General features: G+C 45.7%; 13 protein-coding genes and 1 pseudogene. 1 reads left to right on the top strand and 13 read right to left on the bottom strand.

What is annotated here, in order from left to right; translation table 11 throughout:
* Positions 1–44: 44 nt before the first annotated feature.
* Positions 45–362 (bottom strand): BolA family transcriptional regulator, encoded by a 318-nt coding sequence (locus EYQ95_RS05590; RefSeq protein ID WP_111914923.1) that lies wholly within the window; start codon positions 360–362, stop codon positions 45–47.
* 145 nt (positions 363–507) lie between these two features.
* On the opposite strand from EYQ95_RS05590, the gene EYQ95_RS05595 reads away from it, so the two are divergent.
* Positions 508–2,445 (top strand): methyl-accepting chemotaxis protein, encoded by a 1,938-nt coding sequence (locus EYQ95_RS05595; RefSeq protein WP_111914924.1) that lies wholly within the window; start codon positions 508–510, stop codon positions 2,443–2,445.
* Positions 2,446–2,569: 124 nt separating this feature from the next.
* Here EYQ95_RS05595 and EYQ95_RS05600 read toward each other — a convergent pair whose 3' ends face one another.
* From EYQ95_RS05600 to EYQ95_RS05655, 12 genes and pseudogenes are all read right to left on the bottom strand, one after another.
* Positions 2,570–2,974 (bottom strand): hypothetical protein, encoded by a 405-nt coding sequence (locus tag EYQ95_RS05600; RefSeq protein WP_111914925.1) that lies wholly within the window; start codon positions 2,972–2,974, stop codon positions 2,570–2,572.
* Between the two features lie 198 nt (positions 2,975–3,172).
* Entirely contained in the window at positions 3,173–3,562 is a 390-nt protein-coding gene (locus tag EYQ95_RS05605; RefSeq protein WP_111914926.1) for a hypothetical protein, read from the bottom strand.
* 133 nt (positions 3,563–3,695) lie between these two features.
* On the bottom strand, positions 3,696–6,650 hold the full coding sequence (locus EYQ95_RS05610; RefSeq protein WP_165831949.1) for a YjbH domain-containing protein: 2,955 nt from the start codon (positions 6,648–6,650) through the stop codon (positions 3,696–3,698).
* A gap of 1 nt (position 6,651) precedes the next feature.
* Positions 6,652–7,371, bottom strand: coding sequence for a YjbF family lipoprotein (locus tag EYQ95_RS05615; protein ID WP_111914928.1), 720 nt, complete (start codon positions 7,369–7,371; stop codon positions 6,652–6,654).
* 167 nt (positions 7,372–7,538) lie between these two features.
* On the bottom strand, positions 7,539–8,516 hold the full coding sequence (locus EYQ95_RS05620; protein WP_111914929.1) for a DHH family phosphoesterase: 978 nt from the start codon (positions 8,514–8,516) through the stop codon (positions 7,539–7,541).
* Between the two features lies 1 nt (position 8,517).
* Positions 8,518–9,102: pseudogene (cysC, locus tag EYQ95_RS05625) on the bottom strand (adenylyl-sulfate kinase); the annotation flags it as partial.
* A gap of 165 nt (positions 9,103–9,267) precedes the next feature.
* Entirely contained in the window at positions 9,268–10,992 is a 1,725-nt protein-coding gene (locus EYQ95_RS05630; RefSeq protein WP_111914931.1) for an SLC13 family permease, read from the bottom strand.
* A gap of 93 nt (positions 10,993–11,085) precedes the next feature.
* Positions 11,086–12,501 (bottom strand): sulfate adenylyltransferase subunit CysN, encoded by a 1,416-nt coding sequence (cysN, locus tag EYQ95_RS05635; RefSeq protein WP_111914932.1) that lies wholly within the window; start codon positions 12,499–12,501, stop codon positions 11,086–11,088.
* A gap of 12 nt (positions 12,502–12,513) precedes the next feature.
* Positions 12,514–13,407: a sulfate adenylyltransferase subunit CysD gene (gene cysD / locus EYQ95_RS05640; RefSeq protein WP_111914933.1), complete on the bottom strand. Its 894-nt coding sequence runs from the start codon at positions 13,405–13,407 to the stop codon at positions 12,514–12,516.
* A gap of 22 nt (positions 13,408–13,429) precedes the next feature.
* Positions 13,430–14,785 carry a capsule assembly Wzi family protein gene (locus EYQ95_RS05645; RefSeq protein WP_111914934.1) on the bottom strand — a complete coding sequence of 452 codons (1,356 nt, stop codon included), beginning with the start codon at positions 14,783–14,785 and terminating at the stop codon, positions 13,430–13,432.
* A gap of 126 nt (positions 14,786–14,911) precedes the next feature.
* A complete protein-coding gene (locus EYQ95_RS05650; protein ID WP_111914935.1) occupies positions 14,912–17,563 on the bottom strand; it encodes an SLBB domain-containing protein in 2,652 nt (883 codons plus the stop codon).
* Positions 17,544–19,532 carry a nucleoside-diphosphate sugar epimerase/dehydratase gene (locus EYQ95_RS05655; RefSeq protein WP_111914936.1) on the bottom strand — a complete coding sequence of 663 codons (1,989 nt, stop codon included), beginning with the start codon at positions 19,530–19,532 and terminating at the stop codon, positions 17,544–17,546. Before EYQ95_RS05655 ends, EYQ95_RS05650 begins: the two co-directional genes overlap by 20 nt.
* Positions 19,533–19,553 lie beyond the last annotated feature (21 nt).

Genomic DNA, 19,553 nt, shown 5'->3' on the forward strand with positions numbered 1-19,553 from the left:
GCATTCTAACCGAGAACGCCCCAACAAACAGATCAGATGACGTACTAACCTTTCGCACCGCCACCTAAACAATTAGGCGACTGCCGAGCAGACTCTTGCCGAGCCCGCCACTCTTCAGGTGTATAAGTATGAAGCCCAAGCGCGTGCACAGACCCAGCTAATTCATCGGCTAAAACCGTATTTACAGCTTGGTGTCTGGCCACAAGTCGCTTTCCTTCAAATTCTGTACTTACAATCACGGCCTTAAAGTGCGACTCAGCATCAGGCCCGGAAGCATGCATGTAACTTTCGTCTTCAACACTAAGAAAATCCGGCTCAAACTGTGCCTTTAGTTTAGTTTCTATCAAATTTTTCATCGACATATTAAATACCTAGCGCCAGAACTCCCAGCTACTATAGCATGTTAACGCCTCTAACTACTTGCCTAACCTAGAATTTAGAACTAAAACTATAAGCGCACCTACCGATAATATTTGTGTCATAACCTGTCCTTTAAGGAATACTCGCATGCAGAACTTCTGGCAAAGCATTGGCTTCAAAGGCCGCCTAACCACCATGATACTAGCACTCGTTATTGCGTCGGTTTTAGCCGTATCTACGCTGGTTTACGTGCAGTATAGGGCTGCCACCACCAGTGCTATTGAAAACCGACTGGAATCCGCTGGCCAAACTGCCACGAATTCATTTGTAACATGGCTTACAGCACGGCAAGACGAAGTACGCATGCTCGCAAGTTTAGAAGAAACTCGGAACATAGATATCGACAGCTTAGGTGGCATACTTACATCACTGGCGGAAGCCCAAGGGTTTTACGACAGTATTTACATTATTAGCACCGATGGCGTAGGCCTTGTTGGCGTGAAATACGAAAATGGCAGTGCTGTATATGTTCCGCCAAACCAGGCAAGTAGCTTTCAAGTAGCCGACCGCAGCTGGTTCCAAAGCGCGATGGGCGGAAATGACACTTTCTCTAACCCGCTAGTGTCACGCGCTACCGGCAACCGCATTAGTAACGTCGCTATTCCCATTCGTAACAATGGCCGCATTGTCGCCGTGTTCCGCGCTGCGGTAATGCTCGACAACATCACGCGTCAAGTACAACAAATCAGCGTTGTCGGAAACCCAGACATCTTCTTGATGGGTGGTGACCGTAAAGCCATCACACCGTCGCGTTCAGAACGCAATGCAGAAGCGACGTTCCAAACCACGGCTGCCGACGCCATAGCACGCGGCAACTCAGGTATGGACATTTACCAAAACGCAGCCGACGAAAAAGTAGTCGGTATTTACAACTACATCGACATGCTGGGCTGGGGGTTGGTGATTGAAAAACCATACAGTGAAGCACTAGCACCTGTAACGCGAATGTTCTGGACCCTACTCATCTTAGTTTTAGTCATAAGTGGTATTAGTGTCGCGATATGTTTCGCCATTACTCGCAACGTGAACGGCGTACTCGGTGGCGACCCCAACGAAGCGCGGCGTATTGTCAACGTAGTCGCAAGCGGCGACTTAACCCAAGACATCGACTTAAGAGGCGTTGCCGAAGACAGCTTGTTAGCCGCTATCGCCAAAATGCAAGTTCAGCTACGACAAGTTATTACCGACATAAGCAACTACTCACAACAGGTTGCCTCTTCTGCTACCGAGCTTTCCAGCATCAGCGAATCAACAGAAGCCGGCATTCAACGCCAGAACGACCAACTCAACTATGCAGCTACCGCAGTTAACGAAATGAGTAGCACCGCAGAAGAAGTTGCACGCAACGCCCAAGAAGCAGCAACTGGCGCGACCAACGCCACAGAAGAGTCTAACGCCGGACAAAAAGCCGTCGACGAAACCATTGAAAGTGTTCAAGACTTAAATAGTGAAATCAAAACTACCGGCGAAATCATCGATGAACTTAAACGCGACAGCGACCAAATCGGCGAAGTACTTACCGTTATCGAAAATATTGCCGACCAAACCAACCTACTTGCGCTGAACGCAGCTATTGAAGCCGCACGCGCCGGTGAGTCAGGCCGTGGCTTCTCTGTAGTTGCTGACGAGGTAAGAACGTTAGCCAGCCGCACACAAGACAGCACCAAGCAAATTCAAGACGTGGTCCACAAACTACAAAGCGCAGCTACGCGCTCGGTAGACGCCATGGAAAGAAGTCAGGTTAAAGTGGAAGGCTCTAGCCAGAAAGCCAACAGCGCCGGCGAATCATTAAGAAAAATTAACGAAGCGGCTTCCGTTATTAACGACATGGTGCATCAAATTGCCACCGCAACAGAGGAACAAACCGCAGCAACGAAAGAGATTACGGAAAACATTCACGCCGTAGCCGACGTAGCCAACCAAACCGCAGAAACCGTAAGCCAGTCTTCAGAGGCTAGCGAATCGCTCGCAACGTTAGCTGAAAAGCTACAAGAACTTGTACGGCAGTTTAAGGTTTCTCGTTGATTCGTTTTGAGTTAGGGGACTGGCTTCAGCCCGTCCCCACATATCGAACATCTAACACCAATTCAAACACATGGGGTCAGACTGAAGTCAGCCCCCCAACACTTCGCCTTTTCAAGCGCACAAACTAATTACTAGTCGTAGTCACCGTAGTAGTACCCGTTATCGTGTTTGTAACCGAAACTGTCACGGTTGTTGTTGTCGTTACCGTAGGATCAGTTCCCGGCTCGCACAATGGAAACTCGTACTGAGGGTCTTCACAAACCTCTAGCGTATAAACTGATGCATTTCCGGCACTGTCTAAAAGAATGGTGAAGAAACCAGTGCTCGCGGCACCAATACCTGTAATGGTTAATCCCGACAGTTTAGGTACGTTACTAATAATTTGACCCGCATTAAAACGTACATTATCAAAAAATGTCCCTTCGCGAGAAATAGTGCCTTCAATTGTTCCCTGACCTCCTGTTTGAGCTAACAAGGGAGAAGTACCCACAGTAGCAGCAACAGCCAATCCTAAAATTAATTTCTTCATAAAAATCACCTTGCCTCAAAACATAATGTGACAGGCTGCTAAAACAGGATTGAGCCCAATACTCAGGCCTGTTGACTGAGTAAGAGCAGTCATAAATATGCGCCTTTTTAGAAAAAGAGCAAGAAAAATTTGGTTTATATTCGAGCATAAAAAAACCGCGCCGTAGCGCGGTTTTTAACTTTCTGAACAAACAACAAATTAGTTACTAGTTACAGTTACCGTAGTAGTTACTGTAGTTGTGCCTGTTACTGTAACTGTTACAGGAGTTGTTGCTGTAACCGTTGTAGTAGTTGTTGGGTCTGTGCCTGGATCGCAATCCGGAAACTCCAACTCAGGATCTTCACACTCTTGATTCACAATCTGCGCGTTACCAGCACTGTCTAGCATAATGGTAAACACGCCAGTTGCAGACGCAGCCAAACCAGTAAGCGTCAAACCAGATAATTGAGGAAGGTTACTAATGATTTGTCCACTAGCAACTCGAACACCCTCAAATGTGCCCATTGTGCCCTGAGTGCTTAATTGACCGAACGCAGGCGCCATGCCCATCGTTGCAGCAACAGCAAACGCTAAAATTGATTTCTTCATAAATTATTCCTTAGTTTCGAAACATCTAAAGTGATAGCCCGCTAAAGCTATCTTGAGCTCAATACTCGGTTTATCCTGACCAAGTACCTTTTACTATCGGCTTTTCCCACTGAAAAATCAAGGAAAATCTTTACTAACGCTGAAAGTACGGTGCGCGAATATCTGTCAGCGGATACAATGCTGTACTTCTCTGCAATTGTTGTCCTCCGTCTCTGGAAAGCGGTATCCAGTTCGCATTCACTCGCTCTCTAGACGGTAAAACACTAATAAGGTCGAAAGGTATACTAATAAATACACCTTTAGTGAAAGAACCTTCACCATACTCTTCAGATGAAACGTTCGTCAGGTTCGCAAAAGCCCCAACAATTACACCGCTATCGAACCTTTTCTGAAGTTGAATTGCTGCGCCTGTATCACCCGCCAAAAATCTCCCCGCACCAACTTGCAACATAGTGTCTTCAAGCCAAGGCATTTGATAATACCCCGTCAAAAAGCCGGTTGTTGTTGAGTAATCTCTAAAGCCAAAGGCACCATTAAAGTCTCTTTGCTTCACCCAGTTAACATCTAAACCAACGGCTAAACGCGAATCGAGAGGGCGCCACATAACCTCACCGCCAACCCCACCATACATACGTTCAAAAATACCAGCATAAGCCATGCCGTAGAAAGACTCGCTGAATTGATGCATACGAGTAATCTGCATGGAATTGAGCCACACATCATTCAGCATGTATTCCCGAACATAAGTTCTTACACGCGGCAGTGGCAGGTCATCAAAGGCATCGACCGTAAAATTGTACTTGTGGAAATTATTGACCACATTAATACCTATCTGCCCATTAACAAATGTTTGCTCGTCTAGCCAGGTACTTCCGAAAACATTTACACCAAGTTGGTAAAACTGGAATGTTTCAGGTGAGCCAAAATCTTGATCTAGGAACGGAGCAAATCCGAACGTGGGCTTAAAGCTATACGGGCCACCATAAACCCAACGCTCGTCATCATCTCCAGGTCGCATAACGGGCTCGTCACGCTCAAAGACCTCAGAAACATCACTAGGGCTTCTGTCGGGCACCTCATTCTGAACATAAGCGCGGAAATCCTCTACGGGAACCCTTGTAGTCAGAACGGGCATCAAAGACTCTTGTTGAACAAACTCATAAGTGTCCACTGACTCTGGTAATTCGTTTAAGAAAACTCTCGAAGCACGTTCGACTGCCTCATCACTATCTCGTGTGCGAAGCGGATTTACATAAGCTCTAACAATCTCTTCTCCGTTTACAGAGTCTGTCATGACCCGCATACCACTGAAGGCAAATTGGGCTTCAGTCATTCTAGAAACGTAATTCCAACGGACATCATCGAGGCTTCGGGCGCGGGGTGATTCTATTGCTTCCACCCTGTCTGGAGTAATTTTAACCTGGCTCAACGTATTCAAGTTGGTTCTCAGCGTAAAGCCAATCGAGAAAATATCTCCGCGCTCAACGCCGAACTGGATATCGAAGTAATCAGTGACTCGGTAATTCAGACCGATATTCACCGGAGAGCTCGGTGTCATGTCTACACCTGAACGATCTCTTGAATAGTCATTACCTTCATACTCAAGTTTTACGCGTAGTCCCGGGAATGGTGTTTGATACTCCACACCTCCGAAAATTGCCGCAGGGCCGGTGAACCAACTATCAAGTTCAGGGATACCGCCACTTCCGCTTAATCCAGATGTTCTATCACAGTAACTATCCGAAACTTCACAGAAAGGGTTAATAAAGTTGTCGCTAGTGCCCAAGCGACCAAAGCCAATTCCCAAAGTAAAGTCTAACGGTCCCCAACGCTTACTTGCAGCAATATATTCATCACTAAATAATCCTGTTCCTGCAAAATCACGCATTCCTAACGAAATTTCAGGAATATATTCGCTTTCTTCCCACAGGCGAAATTTAACATTAAAGCCTTTATCCGTAAGAACATTTCGTCCACTAAAACCTTCAGAACCACTATATAATCGGTTGGGGATTTGTGTGTAAAAGCCGCCGGCTTCCAACCAAGGCAACACCTGTAAAGTAAAGTTATATCGACGGTATTCTTCCATATCCGTGTAATTAAACGCAGCTTCACCCATCTCAGCCATACGTGCTGTAGGTGTCTGCATAAGGCCAATCACGCCATAGTTAGAGCGTGTAGGTTCCATATCTAAACGTTCCCAATGGAATACGTCCGGAATTCGACCTTCCACGGTGGCTTCTACGCGATTGTCCATAAACTGTGCGGAAGGGTCATGCCAAAAATGTTTATAAAGTTCGGCTATTTGCGCATTAATACCCTCGTAGCGAGAAGGCAAGTTACTCTCTTCAAACCCTAAGAAGAGAATATCACCCGGCATAAGGTGCACAGCTTCTGCGTTATATACCGCCCATGGAACTTCTTTAGGCTGTTCGGCAGGATGCACATGGTAGGCATAGCTCATATCAGCATCAGGCCACAACACGTCGTTTTCTTCATGGCCGAACAAATAACCGCGCACAGTTTGCTGTGAATAAATACGTTGCTTACCGTAACTTTTCGTTAATCCGTACACATAAAAATAGGGTTCACGCTCTGGTAGCGTAAGGTGATAAATACCCGGTGCTAAACGTGGGTTGTTTTCAATAAACAAACGACTAGCACCCAGCTCTGGCGTGCCAAAAGGCTGCCACGCAACTAACATCGAGCTTAACTGCTCACGTAACGAAGCTACTTGCGCAGCACGTTCACGGTCATTTCTGTCTAAGAAGTAAGAGGTAAGCGTTCCTAGTTCAGCTAACACTTCATCTCTTTTTGCTTCTAACTCTGTGTGTTCACTTCGTCCGCCAGCGAGCATCGATAAACGAGCATTCGGCCAATAAATGTCTAACGGCTCTAATCCTAGCTCACGTTCCCACTGGTCTAATGCGGTGTTCAAAACCACATCTAAGCGAACATCGCGGCTGAACTCCATGGTAATGTTGTCGTTTACAATCACTTTGACTGTGGTGTACTCATCAGCGTTTTCTTGCGCATAAGACGTCAATGCAACACAAGTTAAAAGTACGGCGAATATCTTTTCCATCATCTTAGTTACCATCACGCCCTACCCACTTCACTTGCGTTAATTCAATTGCGAATGTATTCGGCATCATTACTTGTTTACTTTTCACCACATGACCGTCGGGTTCAATCCAAAACGTATTGTTAAAGTCCTGACGCGCAAAAACAAAGCGTCCTTCTTCTTCCACACGGTAAACTTGCTTCTCTTCTCCCATGGGTAACATCAAGGTTTCTGGCCCATACACCGTGAAGTCTGAGATAATTGTTTCTGTTCCCGAAGTAACACCACGAGAGTCACCGTCACCTTCCATGTCTATTTGGCGAATCCACTGCGTTGTGCAGTTATTAGAATCGCGTACTAAGCAACGTAATGGATCATCCGAAATGTCCGACATTGCGACTAAATCGCGATCCAGGCCAGAAGTGCTAATAATGCGAGCATATTCAGTAGAAAGTGACTGACGACCTCCCGAAACCCAACTTAAACGAGGAATTTCGTTAGTCCAATCAGCAAATCCAAGAATCACTGCGGTACGCTGTTGGCCCTCGATTTGACCATAGAAAACGGTGTAGGGCATTTGCTCAAGTTCTTCTTGAGTAAAGGAAACGTCTGGGCGTTCCTCAAATGCATACTCAATGGTTTTTCTCGCATCGTAAAAAACCGAGGAACAAGCTCCGAGTAATAACGCGCTAGCGCCTACCACTGCAGCTTTAACTATTGGAAATTTGGAACGAGGTTTCATCATGAAGAAGCTTCTTTTTCTTATAAATTCTAATCGGAGACAAGTGTGCTAGGAATAACCAGGCACTTCAAGTTTTTTGTATCTATTTGCTAATCTAGCTAGCCTTGGTAAGGGGACAGAGTTAGCTTCGCTAGCTCTGTCCCGCGTTGTCACAAACTCAACGTTTGTGACTAACTGTAATATTCAACCACGGAGTGTAAAAAAGACTCCACAAGGTCGCTTTCAAGTGCATTGATACCTGCTGCACCAGCACGGCCGCCGCCAGAAGGATAGCGCGCGCATATTTCGCCGGCTCCTTGTAGATTATTCTTCGGTGCTCGCAAGCTCACGGTATAAGTTTTCCCGTCGGCATTTGGCGTTAAAATAACCACAGCACGGTTTGGCTTTTCATGCGCCAACTGATTACCCAAGGTTCCGCTGATACGCCGCGACCATGCTTCTTGCTCTAACTGCACCGCAATAAGCTCTGGTGAACTAGAAAGTGTGGTCGCACTGTCTGCCAATACCATATCTGCAGCAAAGCCTGCTTTTAGTTTTGCAAACGGCGAGTCGCTGTCATTAATTACATCAAATGGAGAGTCATAGGCATATAAAAGCTCATATAAATCTGCTGGTGCATAGTGGAGATCTTCTAAAGTCGCGCCATAACCGTTGTAATTCAAAAGCACACCTAGCTCTTTTAGCTGCTCTGTATTTTCCCGGTTCAAACCAAATTCGTCGGCTTCGCGATAAGCTACAGCATCAAGGCTATCTCCAAATGCAGCTGTAATAGCCCATAAATGCTCCATACCACCCAAGTGATGGCTCATCAGTAAACCAGTGCATTGGGTAGGTGCAGGATCGATGATACTCATCATACGCTCGTGTTCGAATAGCGTATTTGCGCGGTGGTGGTCACAATAAAATAGTGTGTCTACATCGTCTAAAATGGCTTTTAACGCACCTGTGTTTTTATCAAAAGAGATATCTAACGCATGAACCGTTGAGCCTTTTGCCAGTTCAGGAGAAATTTGTTTAATCAGCGCATTGTCGCGTTTTACACCCGTAATCAGCGTTTGTTGATCACGCGGCACAGGGTTAACCTTGCGTAATTGCAACAAGGAGCAAATTCCGTCAGCATCGCCGTTAAATACGTCTATGTAGTTCATTTTAGCCAATAATCCCTTTCTGGACCAAATAAGAAACAACCTGATCGGCAGCTTCTTCCACGCTCATTTCATCTGTTTTTAAATGAACTTCGGGATTCTCCGGCGCTTCATATGGAGAAGATATCCCCGTGAAATGTGGAATATCACCAGCTCGAGCTTTTTTATACAAACCTTTCGGGTCGCGCTGCTCACAAACTTCTAGCGGTGTGTCCACAAACACTTCAACAAAGTGAGTACCTGCTATTTCTCTAGCTTGTTCTCTGTCTGCAATAAACGGAGAAATAAAAGCAGTGCCTACAATTAAACCTGCATCGGTAAAAAGCTTAGCTACTTCGGTAATACGGCGAATATTTTCAACACGAGAATCGTCGTCAAAGCCCAAATCTTTATTCAAGCCATGGCGCACATTATCGCCGTCTAAAAGATAAGTGTGGCAACCTTTTTCAAATAACTTACGGTCAACCGCGTTCGCGATGGTCGACTTACCAGAGCCGCTTAAGCCCGTGTACCAGAGCAAAGCAGGTCTGTGGCCATTAAGTTGAACTCTGTCGTCATGTGAAACAGAGGTGTTGTGCCAAACTATGTTTTCTTTCATTTTGTTCCTTTCAATCCGGAATCTACTCTACTCGTACGGACCGCTGTGCGGTCTTTTAAGCGCAGGGACTGGCTTCAGCCTGTCCCTTTTCTTTGAATCTTTGCTGTTTCAAGCATTTGGGGACGGTCTGAAGACAGTCCCCTATATCCGCTGGCCCTACGATACATCCAACGGAAAAACCATCGGAATCAGAATTAAACAGCTACCAATATAAGTTAAAGCAACCGGTGTTCCTGTTTGTAAAAAGTGCTTTAAGCGATATGTGCTCGCGTTGAACACCATCAAGTTTGTTTGATAACCATAGGGCGTTAAAAAGCTCGCGGATGCAGCAAATGCAACACCCATCACCATCGGAAAAGGATCAATACCTAAACCCTGCGCCAAACTGTATGCAATGGGAAACATGAGTGCCGCGGCAGCGTTATTCGTGATTAGCTCTGTAAGCAAGTAAGTCATTAAAAACACACCCGCAAAGGTCACGAAAGGTGCGTGGCCCGAAAGTACATCTTTAGCAAAATCACCTATCGCCAATGAAAGCCCTGTTGATTGCATGGCTGAAGCTATACACAACGCACTAGTTACGATGAGCCAGATTTCAACCGGAAAACGCCGTTTAATCTCGTTGCTATTTAAGCATCCAGCAAACAGAAGTACAGCAAGCAGCAATAACGCACCTAAGAACAAAGAAGAGCCTGTAACAACTGTGCCGGCTATCATGGCGACGAAGCCCCAAAGGGTTACACGCTCGCGCCAGCCGCTAAGCATCGAGTCAGGGTTTACCCCACTTAATACGAAAAAGTTCTTGGAAATGTTGTGACGTGATGCAAAGTCAGGGCCGGTAGCGAGAAGCAAAAAGTCACCTGGCTGAAGAAAGGTTTCACCTAACTTTCCTGTAACTCGCCCCCCGTCTCTTCGAACCGCTACCACCGCCGCGTCAAATCGAGCGCGAAAACCGGTACTCTTAAGTGTTTTCCCCACCAATACGGAGTCTTCCTTAATAATTACTTCAGTTAATTGATGGGTGGTTAAACCATTGTCTTCTGCAAATAACGTAAGTCCAGGGAATTGTTTTAACGCCATGACCTTGGTTACATTTCCCGAAAAAATCAATTTGTCGCCTGCTTGCAATACGTCGTACCTTGCAACAGGTCGTATGATTTCTCGCTTTCGAATGATTTCCGCTAGAAATAATTCATCTAAATGACGTATACCCGCTTCTTGAACCGTTTTACCGATCAAAGGCGAGTTTTGAGACACACGAGCTTCTACAAAATAAGAAGACACCGGTGATTCCTTCTCGTGTTCATCAGGTAAAAAATAGGTCATCACAAATAATGCAATTAACCCCGTCACAGTGACGCCTAGTCCAACGAGTGTGAAATCAAAGAACGCGAAGCCCGCATACCCTTTGTCGGTGTACATCGAATTCACGATAAGATTTGTCGATGTACCAATTAACGTGACTGTACCGCCCATGATGGCAGCATAAGAAAGAGGGATCAGTAACTTAGAAGAAGGCACATACTTGTTAGAGCGAACAGCATTTAGCAAAGCTGCAACCACTGCGGTATTGTTTAAAACCGACGACGCTAAAGCCGAAAAACCCATAGTTCGCCAAATACTGCCTGTGGTTGATTTACTAAACAGATAGCTCGAGACTTTTCTTAAAAGGCTCGTTTTTTCCAAAGCGAAGGAAATTAGAATTAACAGCACTAGTGTTGCTAAGCCGGGATTCGCTGCATTTTTCAGCATGGTTTCAGGTGAAACCCAACCAGCTAGTACCGTGACTAGCATTCCTCCACCAAAAATAGCTGGGGCTTTTTGCTGATATTTAATCAGTAGGGCTATTGTGGTTAGGATGAGGCAGACAAGCAGAATCATTGTTTGTCTCCATTGCTATCCTTCGATATTGAATTCGAGATCATCAGCTTTCTTCCAAAAGGGGGTCAGACCCGCGTTGTCGTAACCATTTGGCTACGACAACAAATCCTTAGCGCCCCAGTGAGGGAAGTGTTTGCGGATGAGTTGGTTCAGCTCTACTTCGAACTCGCTGTATTCATGCTTGGCGTCAACAGCTTCAGACTCTTTTAAGGCTGAGTCAATCATGCCAGCACCCACGGTCACATTGGACAGTCGGTCGATAATAATAAACGCGCCAGTTTGCTTGTTGGCTTGGTATGCGTCGAATGCAACAGGCTCAGTCACTTGAAGGTCAACCAATCCGATCTCATTAAGTTCAAGTTTACCTGCTTCGACTTCTTCCAACGTATTCACATCGATTCGATGATGAAGCTTTTCGACCTTGCCGGTAGTTAACTTACAAGTGAACTTCACATAATATTCACGATGCGGCTCTAACGCTTTTTCATGCATCCAAACCAATTTCGCACGCATACGTGAAGACACATGCGGAAGCTCGTCTTTACGCACAATCATATTACCGCGAGAAACGTCTACTTCGTCATTAAGCGTTAACGTGACCGCCATAGGTGCTTGAGCTTCTTGTAACTCACCATCAAAAGTAACGATCGACTTCACGGTAGAAATAGTTCCTGAAGGTAATACACGAATGGTATCGCCAACAGCAATGCTCCCCGAGGCAATCGTACCTTGGAAACCTCGGAAGTCTGAGTTCGGACGAGAAACTAACTGTACTGGGAAACGAAAATCATGGTTTTCAGCGTCAGAAGTAACTTCAATATTTTCGAGGTACTCCATAAGCGTCGAACCACGGAACCAGCTTAGCTGGTCACTCTTGTTAACGACGTTGTCGCCTTTCAGTGCAGAAATAGGTGCAAAACGAATATCTGGAATTTCAAGTGAGCCGGCAAGCTTTAGGTACTCGTCTTGAATTTCTTTATACCGTTCTTTGGAAAAATCGACTAAATCCATTTTATTTACGGCTACAATCACATGCTTTATACCCAATAATGAGCAAATAAAGCTATGGCGACGAGTTTGAACTTGCACACCATGACGCGCGTCTACAAGAATAATCGCTAGGTCACACGTAGAAGCACCTGTTGCCATGTTTCGCGTGTACTGCTCATGGCCTGGAGTATCGGCAATAATAAACTTACGTTTGTCGGTAGAAAAGTAGCGATAGGCGACATCAATGGTAATACCCTGTTCACGCTCAGACTGTAATCCGTCAACTAACAATGCCAGATCCACTTCATCACCTTGCGTTCCCGACTTTTTAGAGTCTTCGGTAATCGCCGCAAGCTGGTCTTCAAAAATCATTTTGCTGTCGTGTAGCAAACGGCCGATAAGTGTACTCTTCCCGTCATCGACTGAGCCGCAGGTAATGAAGCGCAGTAGTTCCTTTTCTTCGTGTTGCTTTAAGTAGGCTAAAATATCTTGTTCAATTAAAGGAGAGGCATGACTCATATCAAAATACTACTAAAAGTAGCCCTCCATTTTTTTCTTTTCCATCGAACCCGCACTATCACGGTCGATTACACGCCCTTGGCGCTCAGATGTTTTAGTTAAAAGCATTTCTTGTATGATTTCAGGTAATGTTGCCGCGTCCGACTCAACCGCGCCTGTTAATGGATAGCAGCCCAAGGTACGGAATCGCACCATACGCATTTCAGGCTTTTCACCTTTCTCTAGCGGCATACGCTCGTCGTCTACCATGATTAAAGTACCGTCACGCTCAACTACAGGGCGCTCTTTAGCAAAGTACAGGTCCGGAATTTGAATATTTTCCATGTAGATGTATTGCCAAATATCGAGTTCCGTCCAGTTTGAGAGTGGAAATACGCGAATGCTTTCGCCTTTATCTACCTTACCGTTATAGATATTCCAAAGCTCAGGGCGCTGATTTTTCGGATCCCAACGGTGATTTTGGTCACGAAACGAATACACGCGCTCTTTCGCGCGAGACTTTTCTTCGTCTCGGCGTGCACCACCAAAAGCCGCATCAAACTTGTACTTATTCAATGCTTGTTTTAGCGCTTGAGTTTTCATTACATCCGTATGCTTGGCAGAACCATGAGAAAAAGGGCCGATGCCGGCTTCCAAGCCTTCCGGGTTTATATGTTCTAATAGCTCAAACCCCATTTCATCCGCCATGCGATCGCGAAACTCGATCATTTCACGGAACTTCCACGTGGTGTTTACATGCATTAAAGGAAATGGAATCTTACCCGGATAAAACGCTTTGCGCGCCAAATGAAGTAGTACCGAGGAATCTTTACCCACAGAGTAAAGCATTACGGGATTCTCGAACTCTGCCGCTACTTCTCGGAATATTTGAATAGATTCGCTTTCTAATGCTTTAAGATGGTTCATTAATCCAACCTATATTCTTGACCTACCAACGCCATTCCCAGCTAGCATGCAGAGAAATACCTGAGTCTACATTAATATCCGTTATGCTGCGTTGAGACGGCATCGTGTTTAATAGCGTATCTTGCCAACCTTGCACGCCTACACGCAGCAAGCTAGCTTTAAACGGGTGTTGATAGGTAATATCAATCATTGCACGCTCAACTTCTAATTCGCTATGGTTTGCAGCATTGCCTACCTGAGGCTCTATGTAATGAGTTCGAACTTCTTCGTTATCCTTACCCAACTCGAACAAACGGACCCGCACTTCTATCCCATTGCCCGTAGAAGTATACCGATTATAACCAAAAACGAATCCTTTCGCGTCTTGCCCCATAGCTCCACCCAAATTCCGGTTGAAGCGTGTATGACCATTAGGGTCGTCTGGGTCGTCGTAAATCACATCCACATTTGAGATTTCAAAAAACACGTCGCTCATTGCTCCGCTACTAAGAGATCCGCCGGCGAATTTGAAATCAAAACCAATTAAGTGACCTGTGTCTCTACGCCCTTTCTGTGAAAGTACGTACTCGCCATAAACTCCACCATAACCCCATGGCGACCAACGGAAGTCTATACTTGCAAATCTATTACGTACCGCACTAGAGCTCTTAAATGTGAGAAAATCAGTAAACGCATCAGAACTTGACTCATCCCGCCCTGTTCTACCGCCCCATTGACCTGTATATCCTAAGCCCATCTCAAAGCCGTCAAATAGGCTATTTGAAATACGAATACCTGCAATGCTGTAGCGCCCTAACGTTTCTGTTTCTTGGCTATTGCCGAAAAATGCTGTGGTATGCCACCAACCTAAGTTCCGCAGAACCGGCAAGTCAATAGGGGCATTATCTAACCGCGTAGCTCGAATGGCTTGAATAGGTCTTGCATTAGAAGAAAATACTAGCGCTTGATCTTGCCCAGGACCCCACCACATAGGTAACTGATCCACGGTTACCCCCCAGTTGCCAAATACGTAACCTAAATAACTTCCATCCATGGTTAATTTATCATCTGAGCTTTCGGGGTCGAATCGTAAGTTAGTGTTCACTCGAGCCACAATACCGCCACGGTTTACTTCGCGTATAAGCGAAAGTTGCCCCTGCTCGTAGCGCGCGTCGCTGTAGCCTACAGCCTCGGCGTAGTCTGTTTCCCCATGGATACGAACAGCTGTATAACCAGCACCTTTGTTGTATTCAAGCGCAGAAACGACCCTTAAATAGGCCTCATATTGTGCTGATGACAACTCAGAAGGTTTGATTAACCGTATATCCCTCGCAACAGACGCCCAACCTAAAGGAAATGAATTCACAGGTCCTTTAATGTAACCACCGTCGGCAAGCATCTGAATACTACTTCTTAAGTGCGTGTCGCCTGCTTCGATAAACGGAGACGCGAAAACTGTCCTGGCGCAAAAAAGCGCCAGAACGAAAACTAGGGTTCTTATTAGAGTTGAACAGTGCACCCTTGCTTACAACCTTGCTATCGCAGCTGCCGCCACCGCTAACTGGTATATAATCTGAGTACTTGTGGCCCATACTTGTGTAGGCTCGCGATAAGTCGAGTCTAGAGGCACTACAATTGTGTCGCCTGGCTCTAATTGCATACGTCCAGAGCTAGCAAACCACCCCCGCTGTTGATGATAAGGTTCAATTTCACCATTCGCGCGAATAATAAACATACGCTCTTCGTCTGCTCTACGCTTCGTACCGCCACTACGCGCTAAGTAGTCACTCACAGAATAACGTTGCTCGTAACGATATGTGGTGGGCATCTGTACTTCACCAATAATCGAAACCGTATTAAGTTGGTTAGGAATATAAAGCGAGTCACCGTCTCGAAGTGTCAGGTCTTGTGCTCTATCGCCCGCCAAAATACTCTCTAAATTAACAACCATTCGCCCTACAGGCTCAGTGCCCTGTAAGTCAGAAAGTAAGCTGTTGAGTTCTTCATAGTTCCCGACTCGACTCCCTTCGGTTAACGAGATACTAGCCAATTCTTGGCGCAAATTCCTTGCCAGTTGAGCTACTCGTTGACGTTCTTGCTCTTTAACTTCCTCACGAGTAAATACAGCCCCCGGAGGGTAAGCATGTTGAGTAAGGCCTCCCGCGCGTTCAACGACGTCAATAAGCGTTTCGCCTCTACGAACCGAATAAGAGCCAGGGAACATAACTTCACCAGTAAGCTCTACCTGCACAGTGTCTTGCCACTCTGGAATTCTAAATACGCTTAAGTGATCACGCGCTCGAATATCGACTCTTTCCACACCTGTAATTGCATCTAGCAAGTTAAACGAAAGGTAATCTGTCATAGCATTACCGCCATCAATCAGTGTTCGGGTAATCTCCGCTCGCGCCAAATAAGCTGATTCTTTCAGTCCGCCCGCGGCGGCAATTAGGTCAGCGACGCTTCCGTTTTCTACTAGCGGATAATTCCCTGGGAAACGAGCTTCACCACTGATTCGAACAAATAATGCACTAGCGTCTGAGGATTCTTGTGAACTAAGTCTAGCAAGCACTGAACGAAGTAATCGTGTCCGCGAATTTGGTGTGTATTCTGATTCTCGTACGGTGCGTATAGGTTGCGCTTCAGAGTCTTGCTCAAACTGCTGTTCGTGCCTTTGTTCGGCTTCCTCACCATCCTCTACTGGACGTACTTCCTCCGGATTAGAAGCGTATTGACCATACCCTGCTAAAGCTCGACGATACTCTTTCTCAAATCGGCTGAAGAACATCACTTGGTCACGCGGTTGCAATCTCAAGTCGTGCTCCATATCTCCACGTAAAGCAGATGCTACGTCGAACTGCAAAACGGTCATTTCACGAGTTTGCTGATCTTCACGAATGACTAGGCCGTAATTTAAATCCGCGTCTGCTTGCAAGTCCTGCGTTGGACTTTTCACAAAATCACTTATTTTTATGCCAGAACGCCACTCATAGCTTCCTGTTCTTGTTGCTGCGCCGACAATAGAAACAGAGTTATCGATAACTTCAGATATTCTTGGCACACGAATTTCATCGCCACCTTGCATAGCTAAAGACAAAGCGCTTTGCGAGGAGACATCCAAGGTTCTTAGAGAACGCTGGCCTCTGTCTGCTCTATGCAGCTGCACAGCATCTGGATATGCAGAAGGTAAAAGGCCACCAGCCAGCTGAATGACATCGTCTAAGCTTTCATTTCCGGTAAGTTCATAAATAGCAGGGCGAACAACCTCACCCGAGATTTTCACCATTGGGCCTCGAGCAGGTATAAACACAGCGTCACCAGGCTGTAAAATCCTGTCTTTTGAAGCATCGCCACGAATGAGCAGATCATACAAGTCAAACCCTGTGACCATCTCACCAGCGCGCATTAAACGAATATCACGCAACGAGGCAATTTCCGTAACACCACCACTAGCAAACAGAGCTTGGCTAATGGTAGTTAACGAACTTACTGTATATGCGCCCGGTTGATATGCCTCACCTAATACAAAAATTTGCATTGAACGAAGCTCGCCCATAGAAACTGCAGCCTGCATACCAATCATGCGCGTACTCACTTGATTGCGCACTAGCTCTTTAAGTTCGTTGTAACTTAAGCCAGCCACCGTAAGCGGACCTAAACGAGGGATTGTGATACGGCCTTCACGATCCACGACAAGGCTGTGGCTTATCGATTCTTGACCGTAAAGCTGCACCATAACCGTGTCACCTACCCCCAACCTGTAGCTACCTGGCACTGGGGCATTGTTTACGGGAGCAAACGTCGTGGGGCGTCCAGCAAAAACGTTATATCCAAAAGGCTTAACTTCAGCTTCTGTTTCCCTTTCTCTATCTGTTCTAGAGCCAGTACGTTCGCCTTCGTAGTCTGACTGAGTGTCTGAAAGCTCTCTAGCCTCAACTGTCGCTGGATCTTGTCTTGCTTCAGTGTTTGAACCAGCTTGCCCCTCAAGCATACTTAAGTCGATGCCGTACTGGCGAGCTAAGGCCTCTTGTTGAGCTCGCGGCAATTGGCGGAACTGCTCTATTTGCGCTTGGGTAATTTGCTGAGCTTCAGCATTCTGACTCAACATACCCAGACCTACTAGGCTAATACTTAAGGCTACGCCCCAAGTGATAAATTTACGCAATACCACGTGCATCTACTCCCTTTTTCTTTATGTTCTCGACAATGCTTGTGTTGTCATTGCCGTTTACGTTCCAAAGCAAATCACTAACCCCTGTAACCGGCTCAAATGCTAGGGGGGCCCTAACTAATAGTTCGTGAATTCCTTGAGTGTCTTGTTCTACGAGTTTTCTTTGTAATTCTTCTATAAAGTTGGAAACTTCGAGCCAACTTAAAGCTAACTCTTTGGCGCCCATAATTCTCTCATGATCTGTCGGCACTACTTCATCTCCAATAAGTAGTTCTTCATAAAGCTTCTCGCCAGGCCTTAAACCACTGTAATGAATCTCGATATCTCCATGGGGGTTTTCCAGATTCTTCACTTCTAGTCCCATGAGTCTTATTAACTTCCGAGCTAAATGATCTATTTTAACCGGCTCGCCCATATCGAGCACGTACACATTTCCACCCGCATCATTTGTCTTTTTAGCATGAAGGCTTCCCATAGCACCCGCTTGGATCACAAGCTGAGCAGCTTCAGGAATAGTCATAAAATATCGTGTAATCTCAGGATCTGTAACGGTAACAGGCCCACCCGCTTCTATTTGTTTACGGAACAGCGGAACAACCGATCCTGAAGAACCGAGCACATTCCCGAAGCGAACCATAGAAATACGCATACGCGGAGTACCTTCCGCTTCTTGTCGTTTAGCAAGCCCTTGCAATACTAGTTCAGCAAAACGTTTTGTTGCGCCCATAACGTTTGTAGGGCGTACGGCTTTGTCCGTAGAAATCAACACAAAGTTACTGACTCCAGACTTTAACGCTGCTTCAGCGGTACATAGAGTACCTAAAATATTATTACGAACCCCTTCTTCTACATTAAACTCAACCAGAGGAACGTGCTTGTATGCGGCAGCATGATAAACCGTGTCGACCTGATAATTGGTCATAAGGCTAGTTAACCGCTCTCGGTTACAAACTGAGCCCAACATGGGTACAATTTTAACACCCAGCTCTTCACAAGAGTTAATACTTACTAACTCACGCTCAATGGCATAAAGATTAAATTCTGCCATTTCAAACAAAATAAGAACCTTAGGCTGTGTTTGCAGAATTTGCCGGGATAGTTCGGAGCCGATAGAACCTCCGGCTCCTGTTACCATGACTACTTTGTCTCTTATGTCTAAGTCTAATAACTTTCTGTTCGGTGGAACAGGGTCTCTACCTAGCAAGTCTTCAATACGAACGTCTTGAAGTTCGTCAATTTTCATTTGCCCGTTAACCATTTCAGACATGCCAGGAATGGACTGAACAGTGATACGGTATGATTCAAGTTGCTCCAAAATTTCTTTTCTGCGTGAACGTGTGGCACTTGGACAAGCTAAAAGTACATGTTTGGCTTTGTACCTGTTTATCCAATGCTGCATTTTATCTGGATTACGAACTCTAAGGCCCATCATGCTAGAGCCATGGAGCGTTGAGTCGTCGTCGACAAAACATGTGGGATGAAATTCAGAACCGTTAGTCAATGCTTGAGCAAGCTGCCTGCCAGCAGAGCCCGCGCCATAGATAATGACAGGCTCTTTTTCTCGGCTCACTCGCTGTTCATACATCGCACGCATCAATAAACGCAATCCACCGACTAAAACCAGCGACATTAGCCCGTAATTAATTACAACGCTAAATGGTATGTTTGTGCCTAATACCCAAATAGCAGCTTCCAATACCAACGCTGAAGTAAGCACTCCTAATGTTATGACTAGCAAGGCAGATAGTGCCAAATACCGAACAATAGCTCTGTATAATCCAAACTTAACAAACAACAAAAGCGAAACCGGAATTGCTAACCCCAGAGCATAAAGTTCGTTACCCGAGGGGATATAGAAAGTTTCATACCTTACACTCAAAGCGAACACATAAGAGAACGTAAGTGCCCAAATATCAATGGACACAGCAACGATCCTTTTCAGTTCTCGAGGTAATGTAGTTAAAGCTTTAATCATCTATTTCATTCTGATTTGGCA

The sequence above is a fragment of the Lysobacter sp. N42 genome, assembly GCF_004344885.1.

Coding starts and splice junctions, on each gene's coding strand:
- EYQ95_RS05590 (WP_111914923.1), bottom strand. CDS start 362: ATGTCGATGAAAAATTTGATAGAAACTAAACTAAAGGCACAGTTTGAG.
- EYQ95_RS05595 (WP_111914924.1), top strand. CDS start 508: ATGCAGAACTTCTGGCAAAGCATTGGCTTCAAAGGCCGCCTAACCACC.
- EYQ95_RS05600 (WP_111914925.1), bottom strand. CDS start 2,974: ATGAAGAAATTAATTTTAGGATTGGCTGTTGCTGCTACTGTGGGTACT.
- EYQ95_RS05605 (WP_111914926.1), bottom strand. CDS start 3,562: ATGAAGAAATCAATTTTAGCGTTTGCTGTTGCTGCAACGATGGGCATG.
- EYQ95_RS05610 (WP_165831949.1), bottom strand. CDS start 6,650: ATGATGGAAAAGATATTCGCCGTACTTTTAACTTGTGTTGCATTGACG.
- EYQ95_RS05615 (WP_111914928.1), bottom strand. CDS start 7,371: ATGATGAAACCTCGTTCCAAATTTCCAATAGTTAAAGCTGCAGTGGTA.
- EYQ95_RS05620 (WP_111914929.1), bottom strand. CDS start 8,516: ATGAACTACATAGACGTATTTAACGGCGATGCTGACGGAATTTGCTCC.
- EYQ95_RS05630 (WP_111914931.1), bottom strand. CDS start 10,992: ATGATTCTGCTTGTCTGCCTCATCCTAACCACAATAGCCCTACTGATT.
- cysN (WP_111914932.1), bottom strand. CDS start 12,501: ATGAGTCATGCCTCTCCTTTAATTGAACAAGATATTTTAGCCTACTTA.
- cysD (WP_111914933.1), bottom strand. CDS start 13,407: ATGAACCATCTTAAAGCATTAGAAAGCGAATCTATTCAAATATTCCGA.
- EYQ95_RS05645 (WP_111914934.1), bottom strand. CDS start 14,785: ATGCTTGCCGACGGTGGTTACATTAAAGGACCTGTGAATTCATTTCCT.
- EYQ95_RS05650 (WP_111914935.1), bottom strand. CDS start 17,563: ATGCACGTGGTATTGCGTAAATTTATCACTTGGGGCGTAGCCTTAAGT.
- EYQ95_RS05655 (WP_111914936.1), bottom strand. CDS start 19,532: ATGATTAAAGCTTTAACTACATTACCTCGAGAACTGAAAAGGATCGTT.